At 63.1% G+C, this 16,709-nt stretch carries 7 protein-coding genes; 5 read left to right on the top strand and 2 right to left on the bottom strand.

The genetic code is table 11. From position 1 onward, the window contains the following. Positions 1-36 precede the first annotated feature (36 nt). Complete coding sequence (locus ATE40_RS09025; protein ID WP_019455385.1) at positions 37-1,311, bottom strand: Glu/Leu/Phe/Val family dehydrogenase; 1,275 nt, start codon at positions 1,309-1,311, stop codon at positions 37-39. Between the two features lie 618 nt (positions 1,312-1,929). Between ATE40_RS09025 and ATE40_RS09020 the strand changes: the two genes are divergently transcribed. Continuing rightward, positions 1,930-3,387, top strand: a complete 1,458-nt coding sequence (locus tag ATE40_RS09020) for an amino acid permease (protein WP_019455384.1) — start codon at positions 1,930-1,932, stop codon at positions 3,385-3,387. Positions 3,388-3,497: 110 nt separating this feature from the next. Then, a complete protein-coding gene (locus ATE40_RS09015; RefSeq protein WP_063919484.1) occupies positions 3,498-4,118 on the top strand; it encodes a helix-turn-helix transcriptional regulator in 621 nt (206 codons plus the stop codon). A gap of 47 nt (positions 4,119-4,165) precedes the next feature. On the opposite strand, the gene ATE40_RS09010 is transcribed toward ATE40_RS09015, so the two are convergent. Then, a complete protein-coding gene (locus ATE40_RS09010) occupies positions 4,166-6,355 on the bottom strand; it encodes a TonB-dependent siderophore receptor (RefSeq protein WP_019455382.1) in 2,190 nt (729 codons plus the stop codon). A 202-nt stretch (positions 6,356-6,557) separates the two neighbouring features. On the opposite strand from ATE40_RS09010, the gene fes reads away from it, so the two are divergent. The 3 genes from fes to ATE40_RS08995 are packed head-to-tail and all read left to right on the top strand — an operon-like array spanning position 6,558 to position 16,694. After that, on the top strand, positions 6,558-7,865 hold the full coding sequence (gene fes, locus ATE40_RS09005; protein ID WP_244889077.1) for an enterochelin esterase: 1,308 nt from the start codon (positions 6,558-6,560) through the stop codon (positions 7,863-7,865). 30 nt (positions 7,866-7,895) lie between these two features. Beyond that, the gene (locus ATE40_RS09000) at positions 7,896-8,120 is read left to right on the top strand and encodes an MbtH family protein (protein WP_019455380.1); all 225 of its coding nucleotides are present in this window, start codon (positions 7,896-7,898) and stop codon (positions 8,118-8,120) included. Positions 8,121-8,171: 51 nt separating this feature from the next. Continuing rightward, entirely contained in the window at positions 8,172-16,694 is an 8,523-nt protein-coding gene (locus ATE40_RS08995; RefSeq protein WP_063919482.1) for a non-ribosomal peptide synthetase, read from the top strand. The last annotated feature ends 15 nt before the right edge of the window (positions 16,695-16,709 follow it).

Here is a 16,709-nt window from a genome sequence, read left to right as displayed (position 1 = left end):
AAATCCGGCCTGCCGAAGCAGGCCGGGAAACGGGCATCAACCAGGGTAGATGCCGCGCTCTTTACGTGCGGTCAGGATGCGCTCACAAGCCACGATGTAAGCGGCGGTGCGCAGGCTGCACTCTTTCTCTTCAGCCTTGTTCCAGACATGAACCATCGCGTCGGTCATGATCTTGTCCATGCGCTCGTTGATTTCGGACTCGCTCCAGAAGTAGCTCGCCATGTCCTGCACCCACTCGAAGTAACTGACCGTTACGCCGCCGGCGTTACAGATAACGTCAGGCACCACGGTGATGTTGCGGGAGCGCAGAATGTCGTCCGCATCCGGGAAGGTCGGGCCGTTAGCACCTTCCAGCACCAGCTTGGCGCTGAGGATTTCGGCGCGCTGGCGGGTGATTTGGCCTTCCAACGCGGCCGGGATCAGGATGTCCATGTCAACCGACCAGAACGCTTCGCTTTCGATCTCGCTGGCGCCAGGGAAACCGGCGATCTGCTTGTGCTTGGCCTGGTATTCGGTCAGCGCGGTCAGGTCGATGCCGTTGGCGTTGAACAGGGTAGCGGAGTGGTCCTGGATAGTGACGACGCGAGCGCCGACGCCGACGAACAGGCGCGCCGCTTCGCTGCCCACGTTACCGAAGCCTTGCACCGCCACTTTGGCGCCTTCGATCTGCACGCCCAGACGCTTGGCCACTTCGCTGCCGGTGACGAACACGCCGCGGCCGGTCGCTTTCTCACGGCCCAGAGAGCCGCCGAGGTGGATTGGCTTGCCGGTGACCACGCCGGTGATGGTGGTGCCGTGGTTCATGGAGTAGGTGTCCATCATCCAGGCCATCACTTTGGCGTTGGTGCCGACGTCCGGCGCAGGAATGTCTTTCTGTGGCCCAATGATGAAGCCGATTTCGCTGGTGTAGCGGCGGGTCAGTCGCTCCAGTTCACCTTCAGACAGTTTGAACGGGTCGACGCGGATGCCGCCCTTGGCGCCGCCGTACGGCAGGTTGACTGCGGCACACTTGATGGTCATCCAGGCGGACAGGGCCATCACTTCGTTCAGATCGACGTCAGGGTGGAAGCGGATACCGCCTTTACCCGGCCCGCGCGACAGGTTGTGCTGTACGCGGAAGCCTTCGAAGTGGCGGATGGTGCCATCGTCCATCTGCAGCGGGATATCGACAATCAAAGCGCGCTTAGGGTGACGCAGCGTATCAACCCAGCGTGACAGCTCGCCGAGGTAAGGGGCGACGCGATCGATTTGTTGCAGATATGTAGCCCAAGCGGTGGTGCTGCTGTCTGAAGCGTAGGATAGCTTTTCCATAACCAACCTTTATATATTAGAGGTATTTATTTCGTTTAACCGTGGATTAGCAAGCGCATAACACTTTGCGACGCTTAATTTACCACTAATTATGCCGGTTGTTAGCCCCTCGCTCATCGGGCCAGCGGACGGTTTTTCGCCGCCCGCCGAGCGTAAATGAATAGTTAATTACTTTTATTCGGCGGTGAGCGTGAACATGCATACTTTATGCATATAAAACGCATAAAAAGCCTTTTTATCTATTTTTCAGAAGCTTGAATGTGATCAAAAAGTTTCATTTTATTTAACTGCCATGTTGACAATGGCATTTCCCCTCGCCAGAGTTAAATTAATGTTAAAACGGCTCCGGCGTCGTTTTTTTGTTGCACAAGGGAAAGCATAACCATTTGATATTTTAGAGTTTACCCACCACGCTCGGGCTTTGTACGCCAAACGTGGGCGATACGACGGCTCACGCGAGCATTTTCCAGGCATCCATTATTATTACCTCCCTGTCACAACGGGGCGGGCAGCGTTTGGTCTGAATTTTTTTGCCGGTTAGAGCGCCCTCGGGCGTTTCATTCCTGCTGCAACCGCACATCGGTTGCTTAATCGCCTTAACGACGGACAGGTAACACCATGACAAAAAACCACTGCGATCGGCTGAGCCCAGGTTCAGCCGAGGGGCCTCACTGTGCCCAAACCCTGCAGCGCGGACTAAGTGCGCGCCACATTCAACTGATTTCGATCGGCGGCGCCATCGGCACCGGGCTGTTTATGGGCTCCGGTAAGACCATCGCGCTGTCGGGCACCTCCATCGTGCTGACTTACGCCATCGTCGGCTTTTTCATGTTTATGGTGATGAGAGCGATGGGGGAACTGCTGCTCACCCGGCTCGATTACCGCTCGTTCGCCGATTTCGTCTCGGAATACCTGGGGCCGCGCGCCAGCTTTTTTCTCGGTTGGTCCTACTGGCTGAGCTGGGTGGTGACCTGCATCGCCGACGTGGTGGTGTGCGGCGGCTATGTGCAATATTGGCTGCCGAACGTTTCGCCCTGGCTGCCGGCGCTGTTGACGCTGGGGTTCCTGTGTCTGTTCAACATGCTGTCGGTCAAGATGTTCGGCGAGGCCGAATTCTGGTTCGCCATGATCAAGGTGGTGGCGATCGTCGCGCTGATCGCCACCGGCGCCTGGATGGTGTTCAGCGGCTGGACCTCGCCGGACGGCGTGACCGCATCGCTGCATAACGTCACCGATCCCGCCATTTTCATGCCGCACGGCATCTTCGGTTTCTTCGCCGGTTTCCAGATCGCCATTTTCTCCTGCACCGGCATCGAACTGCTGGGCACGATGTCGGCGGAGACCAAAAACCCCGAGAAGGTGCTGCCGAAGGCGATCAACGCCATCCCGGCGCGCATCATCGTCTTCTACGTGTGCTCGATGCTGACCATTATCGCCGTTACCTCGTGGAGCCATATCTCACCGGACAGCAGCCCGTTCGTGATGCTGTTCGATCAGGCGGGGCTGCCGGCCGCCGCTGCGATAATCAACTTTGTGGTGCTGACCTCGGCGATGTCCTCGGCCAACAGCGGGGTCTATTCCAGCACCCGCATGCTGTACAGCCTGTCGATGGAAAAACACGCCCACGGCCAGTTCCGCATTCTGTCGCGCACCACCGCCATTCCGATCCGCAGCCTGCTGTTTTCCTGCTTCTGCATGGTGGCCGGCACCTTGCTGCTGGTGCTGGTGCCGAACGTGATGACGCTGTTCACCATCGTCTCCACCGTGGCGGCGATCCTGGTGGTTTACAGCTGGGGCATGATTTTGGTCGCTTATCTGGTGTATCGCCAGAAACGACCGGAACTGCATGCCGCTTCCCACTTCAAAATGCCGGGCGGGGTCGTGATGGCCTGGCTGACGCTGGCGTTCTTCGCCTTTACGCTGGTGCTGATGGTGTTCGATCGCGATACGCTGATCGCGCTGTGCAGCATGCCACTCTGGTTTACCGCGCTTGGCCTGGTCTGGCGTTATCGGGTGCGCGACAGTCTGGCGCGCGAGAGCTACGTGTTTTATCAGCACGGCGCCGAGGCGGAATAACCGGCGAAGCAGGCGCGGCCGCCGCCGGCCCACTCGGCAAGCGGCGGCAACTGCGGTATGCTAAGCGGCTGAACAGCAAACCAAACCGGGCTATACGGAGACACCCCAGCGTGCCGAACACTTCTTCTCAACTCGAACTTTTGCGGTCGGTCGCCGACGGCATCGCGGCGCTGTTTTTCCCGAATGTGGAAGTGGTGATCCACGATTTGACCACCAACAAGATAGCCTATCTGGCGAACAACCTGTCGAAACGCAAGCCGGGCGATGACGCCGGGCTGGAGGACTTCACGCTCGACGACGACGTCAGCGTGACCGGCCCCTATGAAAAGCTGAACTGGGACGGCAAAAAGATGCGTTCGGTGAGCATCGCCGCGCGCGACGAGCAGGGCAACCCCAGCTATCTGCTGTGCATCAACCTGAGCACCGCGATGTTCGAGGATGCCCGCAACGCGCTGGATATGTTTTTATCGGTCACGCGATTGCAGCCGCAGCCGCAACAGCTGTTCAAAGACGACTGGCAGGAGAAGATCAACACCTTCCTGCATGACTGGCTGCGGCGTGAGAACGCTGCGCTCGGCGCGCTGAGCCGCGAGCAGAAGCGTCGCCTGGTTAGCGATCTCTATCATCAGGGGGCGTTCAAGGCTAAAAGCGCGGCGGATTACATCGCCAACGTGCTGTCGATGGGGCGCGCCACGGTGTACAAACATCTGCGGGAATTGAAGCAGGAGTAAAGGCGGCGAGAAAGCGGGAAAGGGGCGGCGATGGCCGCCCCTTGTCGTTACCAGCGGTAGTTGACCGAAGCGATAATGCTGCGGCCGCTGCCGTAGAAGCAGGCGTACTCGCCGCTGCACGATGAAACGTATTTCTTGTCCGTCAGGTTCTGCACGTTGAGCTGGAGCGCCGCGCCGCGCAGCGCCGACGAAGCCTGACCGAGGTCATACTTCACCATGGCGTCGTACAGCGTGTAGTGCGGCACGTCGTACTGGCCGGTGGCGTCGGCCGGCGCATCGCCGATGTAGCGCACGCCGCTGCCGACGGTCAGGCCGTTCAGCGCACCGCTCAGGAAGCTGTAGCTGCCCCAGGCGGATGCCGCATGGCGCGGGATGCCCGCCGGGCTGTGGCCGATTTCATCCGCCGAATTGGAGTCTTTGGTCACCACGTCGGTGTAGGTATAGGCGGCGGTCAGCTTGATCTCCGGCGTCGGCTGAGCGTGCACTTCCGCCTCGATCCCCTTGGATTTCACTTCGCCAATCTGCTCGTAGGCGGAGGTGAGACGGTTATAGGACGCCACGTTGCGTTGGGTAATATCGAACCAGGAAAGGGTCAACAGCGTGTTGCCGCCCGGGATCTGGTACTTCACGCCCACCTCGGTTTGCTTGCCGGTGGTCGGCTTGAGCGGGTCGGCGCCCGGCGCGCTCGGATACAGGTTAGGATCGAACGAGGTGCTATAGCTGACGTACGGCGAAATGCCGTTATCGAAGGCGTAAAGCAATCCCGCGCGGCCGGTAAATTGCGCATCGTTGTAGGTCTGCTCTTTACCGCCGACGGTGCGATCGCGGGTGTTGACCTGCGACCAGTCCTGGCGGCCGGACAGCAGCAGGTTCCAGTCATTCCACTCCAGCTGGTCCTGCAGATACACCCCGACCTGATTCAGCGTTTTCAAGTCGCTGGAAGCCAGCGTCAGCGCGCTGCCGTCAATGCTGCTATGCGTCGGGTTAGCCCAGTCGATCGGGTAGTCGTTGCCGCGATCGCGATACATCTTCGAATCGATATGGCTGTAACGATAATCCAGTCCGCCCAGCACGGTGTGTTTCACTTCGCCGGTATCGAACAGGCCCTTCAGCTGGTTATCCACGCCAAACTCGTTGGTCATCTGCGTTTCATGCTGCGCCATGCGGGTGACGGTGTGGTCGTTGACCTTCGAGTTTACGTTATAAACCAGATATTTATAGTCTTCATCACGGTGGGTGAAGCGCAGGTTCTGGGTAAACGACAGCGCATCGTTGAAGTTATGTTCGAGGCTGTAACCGATCGACGCCTGCTCGCGCCGCGACTTGTTGAAGCTGGGCTCGCTGACGTTGAAATCGTAAGGCACGTAGCCCGCGCTGGTCGGGAACAGCGTGCCGGCGCGCGGCAGGAAGTTGCGCGACCCGGCTTTCGGGTCGTTCTGGTAGCTGGTCAGCAGCGTAAAGCTGGTGTCTTCGTTCGGCAGCCAGGTGAAGGCCGGGGCGATGGCCACCCGTTGCTGCTTGCTGTCTTTGACGAACTCATGTTCGGTTCTGGCGATGCCGTTCAGGCGGTAGAACAGGGTGTTGTCGTCGTTGAGCTTGCCGCCGAAATCGAACGCCGTCTCTGCCAGATGGCGGTTGCCGGTGCTGAATTTAACTTCGTGAATGCTCTGGGCGGTAGGGCGCTTGCTGGTCATCACTACCACGCCGCCGGGGCTGACCTGACCGTACAGCACGCCGGCCGGGCCGTGCACCATCTCCACGCGCTCCAGCAGCCAGGGATCGATCTGCCCGGCGCCGCCGTTTTGGCTCGAGAGGCCAAAGTGCAGGCCGTCGAGCAGCTTGGGCGCATAGCGGAAGCCACGGCTGATCACTTCGTCATTGCGGTTGGAGTTGCCGCGGTAGGTGGTGATTACCCCGCTGGTGTAGTTCAGCGCGTCGGCGACCGACGCCGGTTCCTGGTCGTTCATTTGTTCGCGCGTGACCACGGAGATGGACTGCGGCGTCTTGCGCAGCGGGACGGCGGTTTTGGTGCCGGCGGCGCTCTCTTTGGCGACGATCCCTTTGACCGGCGCGGTCACGCTGTTTTGCGCGTCGGCGGTCACCAAAATCGTCTCGTCCGCCGCGGCCGACGCGCTTTGCGCGAAGGGCAGTAAAGCCAGCGCCGATCCCAGCAACAAACGCCTGGCGGACATCGCCTCGGCATTTTTGTTGTCCATCCCTTTGTTTTTAATCTTCATTATCTCTCCTGAATACCTGCTTTTGTGTGTCATGCCACCCTGATAAACCCCGAAATGCCGACGAGCGTGCTTTGCCTCATCAACGCGGAAGCGTCGTGTTTGCACGACGGTAAAAATCCGACAAATAGTATTGAAAATGATAATGAGTATCAATACGATTGTCAGGTTTTGTAAAAATCACTCATGTTATGTAAGGGGCGCTATGGAGTTTTTGCCGGAAAAGAGGCCAGACAACGGTCATGAGGGATTGGCGACGCAATGGCTGCGTGAAGAGGCGGTGGGGCAACCCGAGTGGTGGCAGAAGGTTGCCGCTCACGGCACGCCCATCGTTGAGCCGCACGACGACAGCCACGTCAAAATGACCTGGCTATGGCGCGACCCTGCCGGCGATGAGCAGCGCTCGCCGATACGTCGCGTCTATGCCGATATCAACGGCATTACCGATCACCACAGCACGTCTCCCAGCAGCCTGACCCGGCTCCCCGGCACCGACGTTTGGTACGGCGCGGCCGTTATCGATCGCCGCTGGCGCGGCGGCTACAGCCTGATCCCCATCACCGACCGGGAGCTTCCCCCGGTATTCAGCGACGAAGAAACGCTGCGCGATCGCCAGCAGCGCGCCTGGTGGGTCTCTTTGTTCCCGCTGGCGATCGCCGATCCGCTGAATCGCCTCTCGCTGGGGCCTTCGCATCGCCCGCGCCCGGTTTCCCTGGCCCAGGGGCCGGATGCCGACGACCAAAGCGCCTGGCAGGCCGCCGATCGGCCGCTGGAACAGACGCGGCTGCAGCTTTTGCAGTGGCGCAGCGAACGGCTGGGCACCCAACGGCGCGTCTGGCTGTATGCCAGCGGCGACGCCGAGGTGAAAGCGGAGCGTCCACTGGTGCTGCTGCTCGATGGCCAAAACTGGATCGAGAGGCACGCGCTGTTGCCGGTGATCGAGAGCGAGACCGCAAAAGGGCAGCTGCCGCCGGCATGTTGGCTGCTGATCGATGCGATCGATGGCGAACACCGGGAAAACGAGCTGCCTTGCAACGCCGCTTTCTGGCAGGCGGTGATCGACGAACTGTTGCCGCAGGCGCAGCGGCGCGAACCCTTCAGCGAGGCGGGCGCGCGCACGGTGGTCGCCGGCCAGAGCTACGGCGGGCTGGCAGCGCTGTACGCCGGCCTGCACTGGCCAGAACGCTTCGGCCACGTGCTGAGCCAGTCCGGCTCTTTCTGGTGGCCCACGGTGCAGTTCGTTACCCAGTTCGAAAAGCGCCACCAGCTGGAGGAAGGCTGGCTGATACGCCAGGTTCGGCAACGCCGCGCGGCGGCGCCCACGCTCACCGTGATCCAGCAAGCCGGCGATCGCGAGGCGGACATCGAATTCGTCAATCGCCAGATGCACGAGGCGCTGACGGCGGCGGGGCACCGCGCCGATTATCGCGTGTTTTCCGGCGGCCACGATGCGCTGTGCTGGCGCGGCGGCCTGGTGGACGGCGTGCGCCAACTGCTTTGCGCGATGAAATAACCCACACATGTTGACAGACAGGTAAGGCAAATGACTCAGGAACAACAAAACCCGTTCGATGACGAAAGTCTCCGTTTCTCCGTATTGATCAATGCGCAGCAGCAGTATTCGCTGTGGCCGCAGTTTGCCGATACGCCGCCGGGGTGGCGCGTGCTGATGGGGCCGGCGGCGCGCGGTGAATGCATCGACTACATCGAAACGCACTGGCAGGACATGCGGCCGGCGTCGTTGAAAGCGACGGATGCGCAGCGTTAATCGCGCAGCAACCACATCGCTACATTCCGTTTGAGGAAAAGGACAGACACCATGTCAGAAACGCTTTCATTGCCGGATACTCAGGTCGAGTACCGGGATTATCCGCTGGTTGCGGCACAACCGGGGATCTGGATCGCCGATCAAATCGCGCTGCGTCGCAACAGCTTCGCCGTGGCGCATTACACCGAACTGCATGGCGATATCGATCGTCCGGCGCTGGAACGCGCGATCCGTCAGGGGCTGGCGGAAGCGGATACGGTTCAGGCGCGGTTCTTTGAGGCGCAGGACGGCCAGCCGGCACAACGCTTACCGCTCAGTGCGGATCCCGCGCGCGTGCAGGCGCCGGAGTGGTTCGATTTCAGCGCGCGGCCGGACGCCGAACAGGCGGCGCTGTCGCTGATGCACGACGATCTGGCTCAGGAATTGCCCGCGGACGGCGAGCGACCGCTCTATCGCCATGCGCTGATCCGTATCAGCGCCGATCGCTGGTTCTGGTACCAGCGTTTTCATCACCTGACCCTGGACGGTTTCAGCTTCGAGGCCATCACGCGCCGGATCGCCGACATCTATCGCGCGCTGCGCCACGGGCTGTCGCCGGCGGCCTCGCCATTTACGCCGTTCGGCCAGGTGGTGGAAGAGTTTCAGCAATGGCAAACCTCGCCGGCGCGCCAGCGGGCGGCCGAATTCTGGCGACAGCATCTGCGCGATCTGCCGTCGCCGCTGTCATTATCGACGGAAAGCCGCGAGGTTGAACCGGGCACCCGGCCGCTTAAACAGGCGTTGGTGCTGCCTGAGTCGCTGTTTGACGCCGCATTGCGCATCGACGCGCTGCAGTCGCTGCAACCGGCCGATATCGTCACGGCCGCATTGGCGATATACCTGGCGCGCATGAGCGGTGAAACCCGCTTTTCAGTCGGTTTTCCTTTCATGCGCCGCATGGGTTCACAAGCGCTGGCGGCGGCCGGCCCAGTGGTTAACGTGCTGCCGCTGCTGCTGAACGTGACGCCGGAGATGTCGCTGGCGGAGGTCTGCCAGGCGACCGCAACGGAAATCAAACAGGCGCGCCGCCATCAACGCTATGAAGCGGAGCAGATCAAACGCGACCTCGGCCTGGTCGGCGGCCATCAAGAGCTGTACGGCCCGGTGATTAACGTCAAGGTTTACCACAGCGCCTTGTCCTTCGACGGTCAGGCGGCCGTTACCCATACGCTGGCGATGGGGCCGGTCGATGATCTGGAGTTTGAGATCGGTTTTCGCAACGGCGTGCTGACGCTGTCGTTGGTGGCCAACCCGGCCAAATACTCGCCGCGTACATTACACTGTCACGCAGAGCGCATCGGCCATTGGCTGCAGCAGCTGGCGCGGCAACCGCAGCAACCGATCGGACAGCTGGCGTTAATCAGCGAAGGGGAACGGCGTCAACTCGCGGCCTGGGGGCGCGGCGCTGAACTGACGCCGCCGGCGGGCATGATCTCAATCATGGACGCTTTCCAGCGTCAGGTTGAGCGGCAGCCCGAGGCGTTGGCGGTGGTCTGCGGCGATGTGCGACTCAGCTACCGTCAGCTCTGCGAACGGGTGATGCAACTGGGGCGTGTGCTGCTCGAAAGCGGCATCGGCGCCGAAGACGTGGTGGCCATCGGCATTCCGCGTTCGGTGGACACGCTGGTTGCGCTGTTCGGCGTGCTGGCCAGCGGCGCGGCCTATATGCCGCTCGATCTGGACTATCCGCGTGAACGCCTGACGCTGATGTGCGACGACGCGCGGCCGGTGATGTTGCTGACCCACCGCGCCACGCAGGTAAACATGCCGGATCTGCCGCAGGTGCTGTGCCTGGACGACGCATCATGCCTGGCGCGCTGCGCGGCCGCCGAAGCCACGCCGATAACGGACGAAGAGCGGCGTGCGCCGCTGAATGAAGCGCATCTCGCCTACATGATTTACACCTCCGGTTCGACCGGCAAACCCAAGGGCGTGATGTCCACCCACCGCGGGCTGCTGAACCTGTTCTTGTCGCATCAGGCCTCGCTGTTTGGCCCGGCGATTGAAAAATTCGAGATCCGCCACGCGCGGCGTCTGCGCGCCGGCCATACCGCCTCGTTCTCTTTCGACTCCTCCTGGGAACCGCTGTTCTGCATGATGATGGGCAGCGAACTGGTCATCTTCGATGAGGAGCTGCGCCGCGATCCCTGGGCGCTGCTCGAACAAACCCAAAAGACGCCGATCGATCTGCTGGACATCACGCCGTCGTTCTTCTCGCAGTTGGTGGACTGCGGTCTGCTGAAGGGACAGTTCCCGCTGCCGTCGTTCGTGATGATCGGCGGTGAGGCGGCGACGCCGACGCTGTGGAACCTGATGCAACAGCATCCGGAGGTGGAGATCCACAACTATTACGGCCCGTCCGAATACACCGTCGATACCCTCGGCGCGCCGGTCACGGCCGCCGATCAGCCGGTGATCGGTCGCCCCCTCGCCAATACCTCCGTCTGGCTGCTCGACAGCCGCCTGCAGCCGGTGCCGATCGGCGCGGCGGGCGAGCTGTACATTTCCGGCAAGGGCATCGCGCGCGGTTACCTGCGGCGCCCGGATCTGACGGCGGCGCGCTTTGTCGCCAACCCGTTCGTCGACGGCGAGGTGATGTACCGCAGCGGCGATCTGATGCGCTGGAGCGCGGAGGGGCAGCTGGTGTTCATTGGCCGTACCGATCACCAAATCAAGGTGCGCGGTTTCCGCGTCGAGCTGGGTGAGGTGGAAAGCGCGCTGGCCGCCTTGCCGGACGTGGGGCGGGCGGTGGTGATCGCCGAGCCGATCGGCGCCACCTATCGCCTGATCGGCTACTGTTCGGTGCAGGATGACGCCCGCCGCGCCTCGCCGGCGCTGCAAAGCGAACTGCTGGGGCAGTTGGCGCAACGGCTGCCGGATTATATGGTGCCGGCGATCCTGGTGGTGATGCCGGAGCTGCCGCTCAACGTCAACGGCAAGATTGACCGTCAGGCGCTGCCCAAACCGCAGGAGACGCTGACGCAAAGCATCCGCGAGCCGGCCACCGAGCAGGAAAGGCTGATTTGCCACGCCATGGCGCAGCTGCTGGGCATGGATCGCGTCGGCGCCGACGACGATTTCTTCGCGCTCGGCGGTGACAGCATTTCGGCGATGGGGCTCGGCACCGCCCTGCGGCGCAAAGGCTATCTGCTGCGCCCGCGCGAAATCTTCGCGCTGCACACCCCGGCACGCATGGCGCAGGCGCTGCAGCCGCTGGCCGCTGACTCTCAGGCCCCTCGCAGCGTGCAGCAAGGCCCGATCGACGGGCTGCCGATCCTGCACTGGTTTGCCGAGACGGGCGAGCTCCATCGTCGCTTCGCGCACGGCGTTTTCCTGCACGTGCCTGCCGAGCTGCAACCGGAACAGCTGCGCTATGCGTTGGAACAGCTGCGCGCGGCGCACCCGGCGCTGGGCGCGCGGATCCGCGATGGCCAGTTGGTGGTTGAAACCGCCGCCGCCGGTGAGCTGATGCAGGTTGATACCGTATCCGGTGAGCTGGAGCTAGCGGCGGAGCAGGCGTTTGATGCCGCGCTTGACCATCTCGATCCGGCGGCCGGCGCCATGATGCAGGCGAGGTTGTTGCAACGGAATGGCGAGAGCCTCGGGCTGGTGCTGGCGATTCACCACCTGGTGGTCGACGGCGTTTCCTGGCGCATCCTGCTCGACGAGCTGAGGCAGGTGGCCGACGGCGTCATGCAGGGGCAGCCGATTATGCTGCCGCCGGAAGAGACTTCGCTCTATGAATGGTCCACGCGTTTACGGTCCGACGCTGAACGCCGGGAAACCGAGCTGCCGTTCTGGCGACGGATGCTGGCGGACGGCACACCGCGTTTGGGGCGCCGCGCGCTGGATCCGCAGACCGATCGCACCGGCGACGTGTCGGAAAAACGCACGCTGCTCGACAGCCGGTTGACCGCCGCGCTGCTCGGCGCATTGCCGCAGGGGTACCGCGCTCAGGTCGAAGAGATCATGCTGTGCGCGCTGGCGCTGGCCTGCCGTCGTCGTTTTCAGGCCGCTTCGCTGCGCTTCTCTTTGGAGTCGCACGGCCGCGCCGAACTGGACGACGGCCTCGATCTGGCGCGCACCGTCGGCTGGCTGACAGCGGAGTATCCGCTGTGCATCGAGCTGCATGACGCCGAGCACCACGAGGCCGTGCGTGCGGTAAAGCGGGTGACGCGAGCGGTGGCCGATCGCGGCGTCGGTTACGGCCAGCTGCGCTATCTGCATCCGCAGCGTGACGAACTGGCGGCGCTGGCGCAGCGCAACGCGCCGGAGATTCTGTTCAACTACCTCGGGCGCTTCAGCCAGGATGAAGGGCACTGGACGCCGCAACGCAGCCAGACTCGCTTCCGCGACGCCTTCGCCGTGGCGCAGGATGCGCAGCAGGTGCTGTCGCATGGCCTGGAAGTGAATATCTTTGTCGAAGAGCGACGCGACGGCGCCTGCCTGGCGATCAACTGGAGCTGGCTGGAGGGGATTTTCAGCGAGAGCGACATTGCGGAATTGCATAACGGCATCGAGCAAGCGGTGCGCGCACTGTGCGAATTTGCCGAGCGCCATCCCGAACGGGCTGCGGCGACGTTGGTGGCGGCCGAGATCGCACAGCCGAACGTCGACGACGAGGCGCTGCGCGCCTGGGAGCGCGAATATGGACCGTTGACCGCCGCGCTGCCGCTGTTGCCGTTGCAACACGGCCTGCTGTTCCATGCGCAGACGGCGCAGCAGGGCGGCAGCTATAACTCGCTGACGCGCCTGAGCCTCAGCGGCGAACTGGACGCTCATCACCTTCAGCAGGCGCTGGATGCGGTGATTCGCCGCCATCCGCAGCTGGCCGCCCGATTCAACCGCGAGGGCGAGCCGTTGCAGCTGATTCCACAGCTCAGTCAACGGGCAACCCATTGGCCGCTATACAGTCACGCACTGCCGCCGCTGTCCGACGAACAAGAGGCGCAGGCGCTGCATGAACTGGAGCAGGAAGAACTGCGGCGCGATCTGTTTAATCAGCCGGGCGCAATGCTGCACGCGCGGCTGGTCAAACACGGCGACAGTGAACGCTACACGCTGTTCCTTAATGCGCATCACCTGATCGTCGACGGCTGGTCGACGCCGGTGGTGCTCAACGATCTGATGCTCGCATTGCGCGAGGGGGAATCGGCGCTGCCGCCGCTGCGCTCGAACTATGCCGATATCGTTCGCCGCCTTACCGCACGGGATGCCGACGCCTCGCGCCGCATCTGGCGCGAAACGCTGCATGATGTGCGGCCGACATTGTTGTTCGGTGAAGCGCAGGACGATCGCGTGCACGAGCTGGAAATGACGCTGCCGCCGGCGGAGGAAAGGCGTTTGCTGACCCTCTGCCGCGAACGCGGGTTGACGCTCAATACCCTGATGCAGGGCATCTGGGCGTTGCAGCTGGCCAGCGCTTGCGGCCATCAGGACGTGGTGTTCGGCTCGCCGGTTTCCGGCCGCTTTGGCCAGATCGATGGAGTGGAAGAGCACGTCGGTCTGTTCAGCAATACGCTGCCGGTGCGGGTGTGTCTGCAGCACGATCGTTCGTTGACGGAACAACTGATCGAGCTGCAACACCGGCAGATTGAACTGCTGGAGCACGACGATTTGGGGCTGGGGGAGATCCAGCACCTGGCCGGGGCGGGTACGCTGTTCGATACGCTGTTGGTGGTGGAAAACTACCCGGACAACGACGAACTGCTGGGCGGCGCAGGTGCGCTGCGCTGCGACGCCATCCGCAACAAAGGCTACACCCACTATCCGCTGACGCTGCTGGTACTGCCGGGCGAGCGTTTGCGCCTGCTGCTGGAATGCCGCTCTTCGGTGCCGCAGCCTGAACGCTTCGCCGCGCGGCTGATGGCGCTGCTGCAACAGTGGATAGCGCAGCCGGATCTGCCGCTGCCGCGTTGGCAACTGCAAACGCCGCAGGAACAGGCGCTGATTGCCGCGGTCAACCGCACCGGTCAGGCGGTGGCGGACACCACCTTGCATCGGGCGATCGCCGATCAGGCGCGGCGCACGCCGGAACGCATCGCGCTGCAGGATGCCGGGCACAGCCTCAGCTACCGTGACATGCAGCGCCAGGCCGCACTGTTGGCCGAACGGTTGACGGCGGCCGGCATTCAGCCGGGCGATATCGTCGCGGTGGCGTTGCCGCGATCGGTGCGCCTCAGCCTGGCGCTGACGGCGATTGTGCAGACCGGCGCCGCCTGGCTGCCGCTGGATACCGGCTACCCGGACGAGCGGCTGGCCTACATGGTGGAAGACGCCAAACCGCGGCTGATTATCACCGAAAGCGCGTTGGACGCCCGCTTTGCCGCACTGGCGCCGACGTTGCTGTTCGATGCGCTGGACGACAGCGGCCGCGAACCGGCGCCGCGCCCACCGGCGGGGAACGGCGATTATCCCGCTTACGTGCTGTATACCTCCGGCTCTACCGGGCGGCCGAAAGGCGTGGTGGTGAACCACCGGGCGATCGTCAACCGTCTGTTTTGGATGCAGCATGAGTATTCGCTCGATGCGCAGGATGTGGTATTGCAGAAAACGCCGTGCAGCTTTGATGTTTCCGTCTGGGAGTTCTTCTGGCCGCTGATGGTCGGCGCGCGCCTGGTGATGGCGCCGCCGGAGGCGCACCGCGATCCGCAGGCGCTGACGACGTTGATCGACGACTATGGCGTGACCACGCTGCATTTCGTTCCGTCCATGTTGGCTATCTGGGTGGAGGCGCTGAATGAACGTGCACCGCAACGCGCCGCCGCCAGCCTGAAACGCGTGTTCTGCAGCGGCGAGGCGCTGTCGTGTGAACTGGCTTCCCGCTATCAGGCGTTAGTCGCCGCGCCGCTGCATAACCTGTACGGTCCGACGGAGGCGGCGGTCGATGTCACCTACCAACCGGCGTCCGGTGCGGCCCTGGCGGCGGTGAGCGGCGCCGGCGTGCCGATCGGCAAACCGGTCTGGAACACTCAACTGAGCATTCTCGACGCCATGCTGCGGCCGGTGCCCGTCGGCTGCGCCGGCGATCTCTACCTGCGCGGCATTCAGCTGGCCGATGGCTATCTGCATCGGCCGGGGCTGACGGCGCAGCGGTTTGTCGCCGATCCCGCCGGCAATGGCGCCCGCATGTATCGCACCGGCGATATCGCCCGCTGGCTGGAAGACGGCAGCGTCGAGTATTTGGGCCGCAGCGACGATCAGCTGAAGATCCGCGGCCAGCGCATCGAGCTGGGTGAAATCGAGCAGGCGCTGCTGGCACAGCCGGGTGTCGCGCAGGCGGCGGTACACGCCATCGAACTGGGCGAGGGCGCGACGGGGCTCGGCGGCGCCGATATGCGGCAGTTGGTCGCCTGGCTGATCGCCCAACCGGGCGTGACGCTGGATACCGGCGTGCTGCATCAGGCGCTGGAGGCGCGTTTGCCGGCGCATATGATGCCGGTCAGCTATGTCATGACCGACAGTTTCCCGCTCAGCGCCAGCGGCAAGCTGGATCGCAAGGCGTTGCCGCGGCCGCAGCTGACCCCGCAGAGCGGCCGCGCGCCGCACAGCGACAGCGAGCGCCTGCTGGCGGCGCTGTTCGGGGAACTGCTGGGGCGCGAGACGGTGTATGCCGACGACGACTTCTTCGCACTGGGCGGCCATTCGTTGCTGGCGATGCGCCTGGCGGCTGAGCTGCGGCGGCGCGTCACCCGACCGCTGAGCATCGGGCAGATCATGTTCGCCCGCAGCCTGGAGAAGATGGCGCACCTGCTCGATGACGCACAGGCGGCCAACTCGGCCGAAAGCCGCGGCGTCGGCGAGTGTCTGCAGCTGCGGACCGGCCAAGGCCCGGCGCTGTTCTGTCTGCATCCGGCTTCCGGTTTCGCCTGGCAGTATTCGGGGCTGAGCCGTTATCTGCCGGGGAACTATCCGATTATCGGCCTGCAGTCGCCAAGGCCGGATGGTGCCATCGCCACCTGCGAGGATATCGAGCAGATGGTCGATCGTCATCTCGCCACTCTGCGCCGCATGCAGCCGCAGGGGCCGTATTACCTGCTGGGCTATTCGCTTGGCGGCACGCTGGCGCATTCGATGGCCGCGCGTCTGCAGCAGCAGGGCGAAGAGGTGGCGTTCCTCGGCATGCTGGATACCTATCCGCCGGAAGGTCAGGATTGGACCGGCCCCAGCGAAGAGGAGGCGCAGAAAGAGGTGGCGCAGGAGCAGGCAGAGTTTATGGCGGAAGATCATGGCGATCCGGCGCTGATGGCGGAAAAGGCGGCGATGTTCGACAGCATTGTCGCCAACTACCGCGATGCGGTGCGCATTCTGTCTCAGGCGCGCAGTCGGCGTTTCCACGGTACGGCGACGCTGTTTGTCGCCGACCGGACGCTGCCGCCAGAGATGGATATCAACGCCGTGTGGGCGCCGTATCTGGATGGTCTGATCTGCCATCACCAAGGCTGCGAGCACGCCGACATCCTGTCGCCGGCCTCGCTGGAGACGCTCGGGCCGCTATTGCATGAGTTACTGACGCGGCGCTACGGGTTGGTATAACGCAACCGGGCCGGA

Origin of the sequence: Serratia surfactantfaciens, from assembly GCF_001642805.2 — a bacterium.
Classification (GTDB): domain Bacteria; phylum Pseudomonadota; class Gammaproteobacteria; order Enterobacterales; family Enterobacteriaceae; genus Serratia; species Serratia surfactantfaciens.
This window is presented reverse-complemented; position numbering and strand designations above follow the sequence as displayed.

What these genes read in the sequence shown, in the direction of transcription:
- ATE40_RS09025 (WP_019455385.1), bottom strand. Translation starts at nt 1,311, where the DNA reads ATGGAAAAGCTATCCTACGCTTCAGACAGCAGCACCACCGCTTGGGCT.
- ATE40_RS09020 (WP_019455384.1), top strand. Translation starts at nt 1,930, where the DNA reads ATGACAAAAAACCACTGCGATCGGCTGAGCCCAGGTTCAGCCGAGGGG.
- ATE40_RS09010 (WP_019455382.1), bottom strand. Translation starts at nt 6,355, where the DNA reads ATGAAGATTAAAAACAAAGGGATGGACAACAAAAATGCCGAGGCGATG.
- fes (WP_244889077.1), top strand. Translation starts at nt 6,558, where the DNA reads ATGGAGTTTTTGCCGGAAAAGAGGCCAGACAACGGTCATGAGGGATTG.
- ATE40_RS09000 (WP_019455380.1), top strand. Translation starts at nt 7,896, where the DNA reads ATGACTCAGGAACAACAAAACCCGTTCGATGACGAAAGTCTCCGTTTC.
- ATE40_RS08995 (WP_063919482.1), top strand. Translation starts at nt 8,172, where the DNA reads ATGTCAGAAACGCTTTCATTGCCGGATACTCAGGTCGAGTACCGGGAT.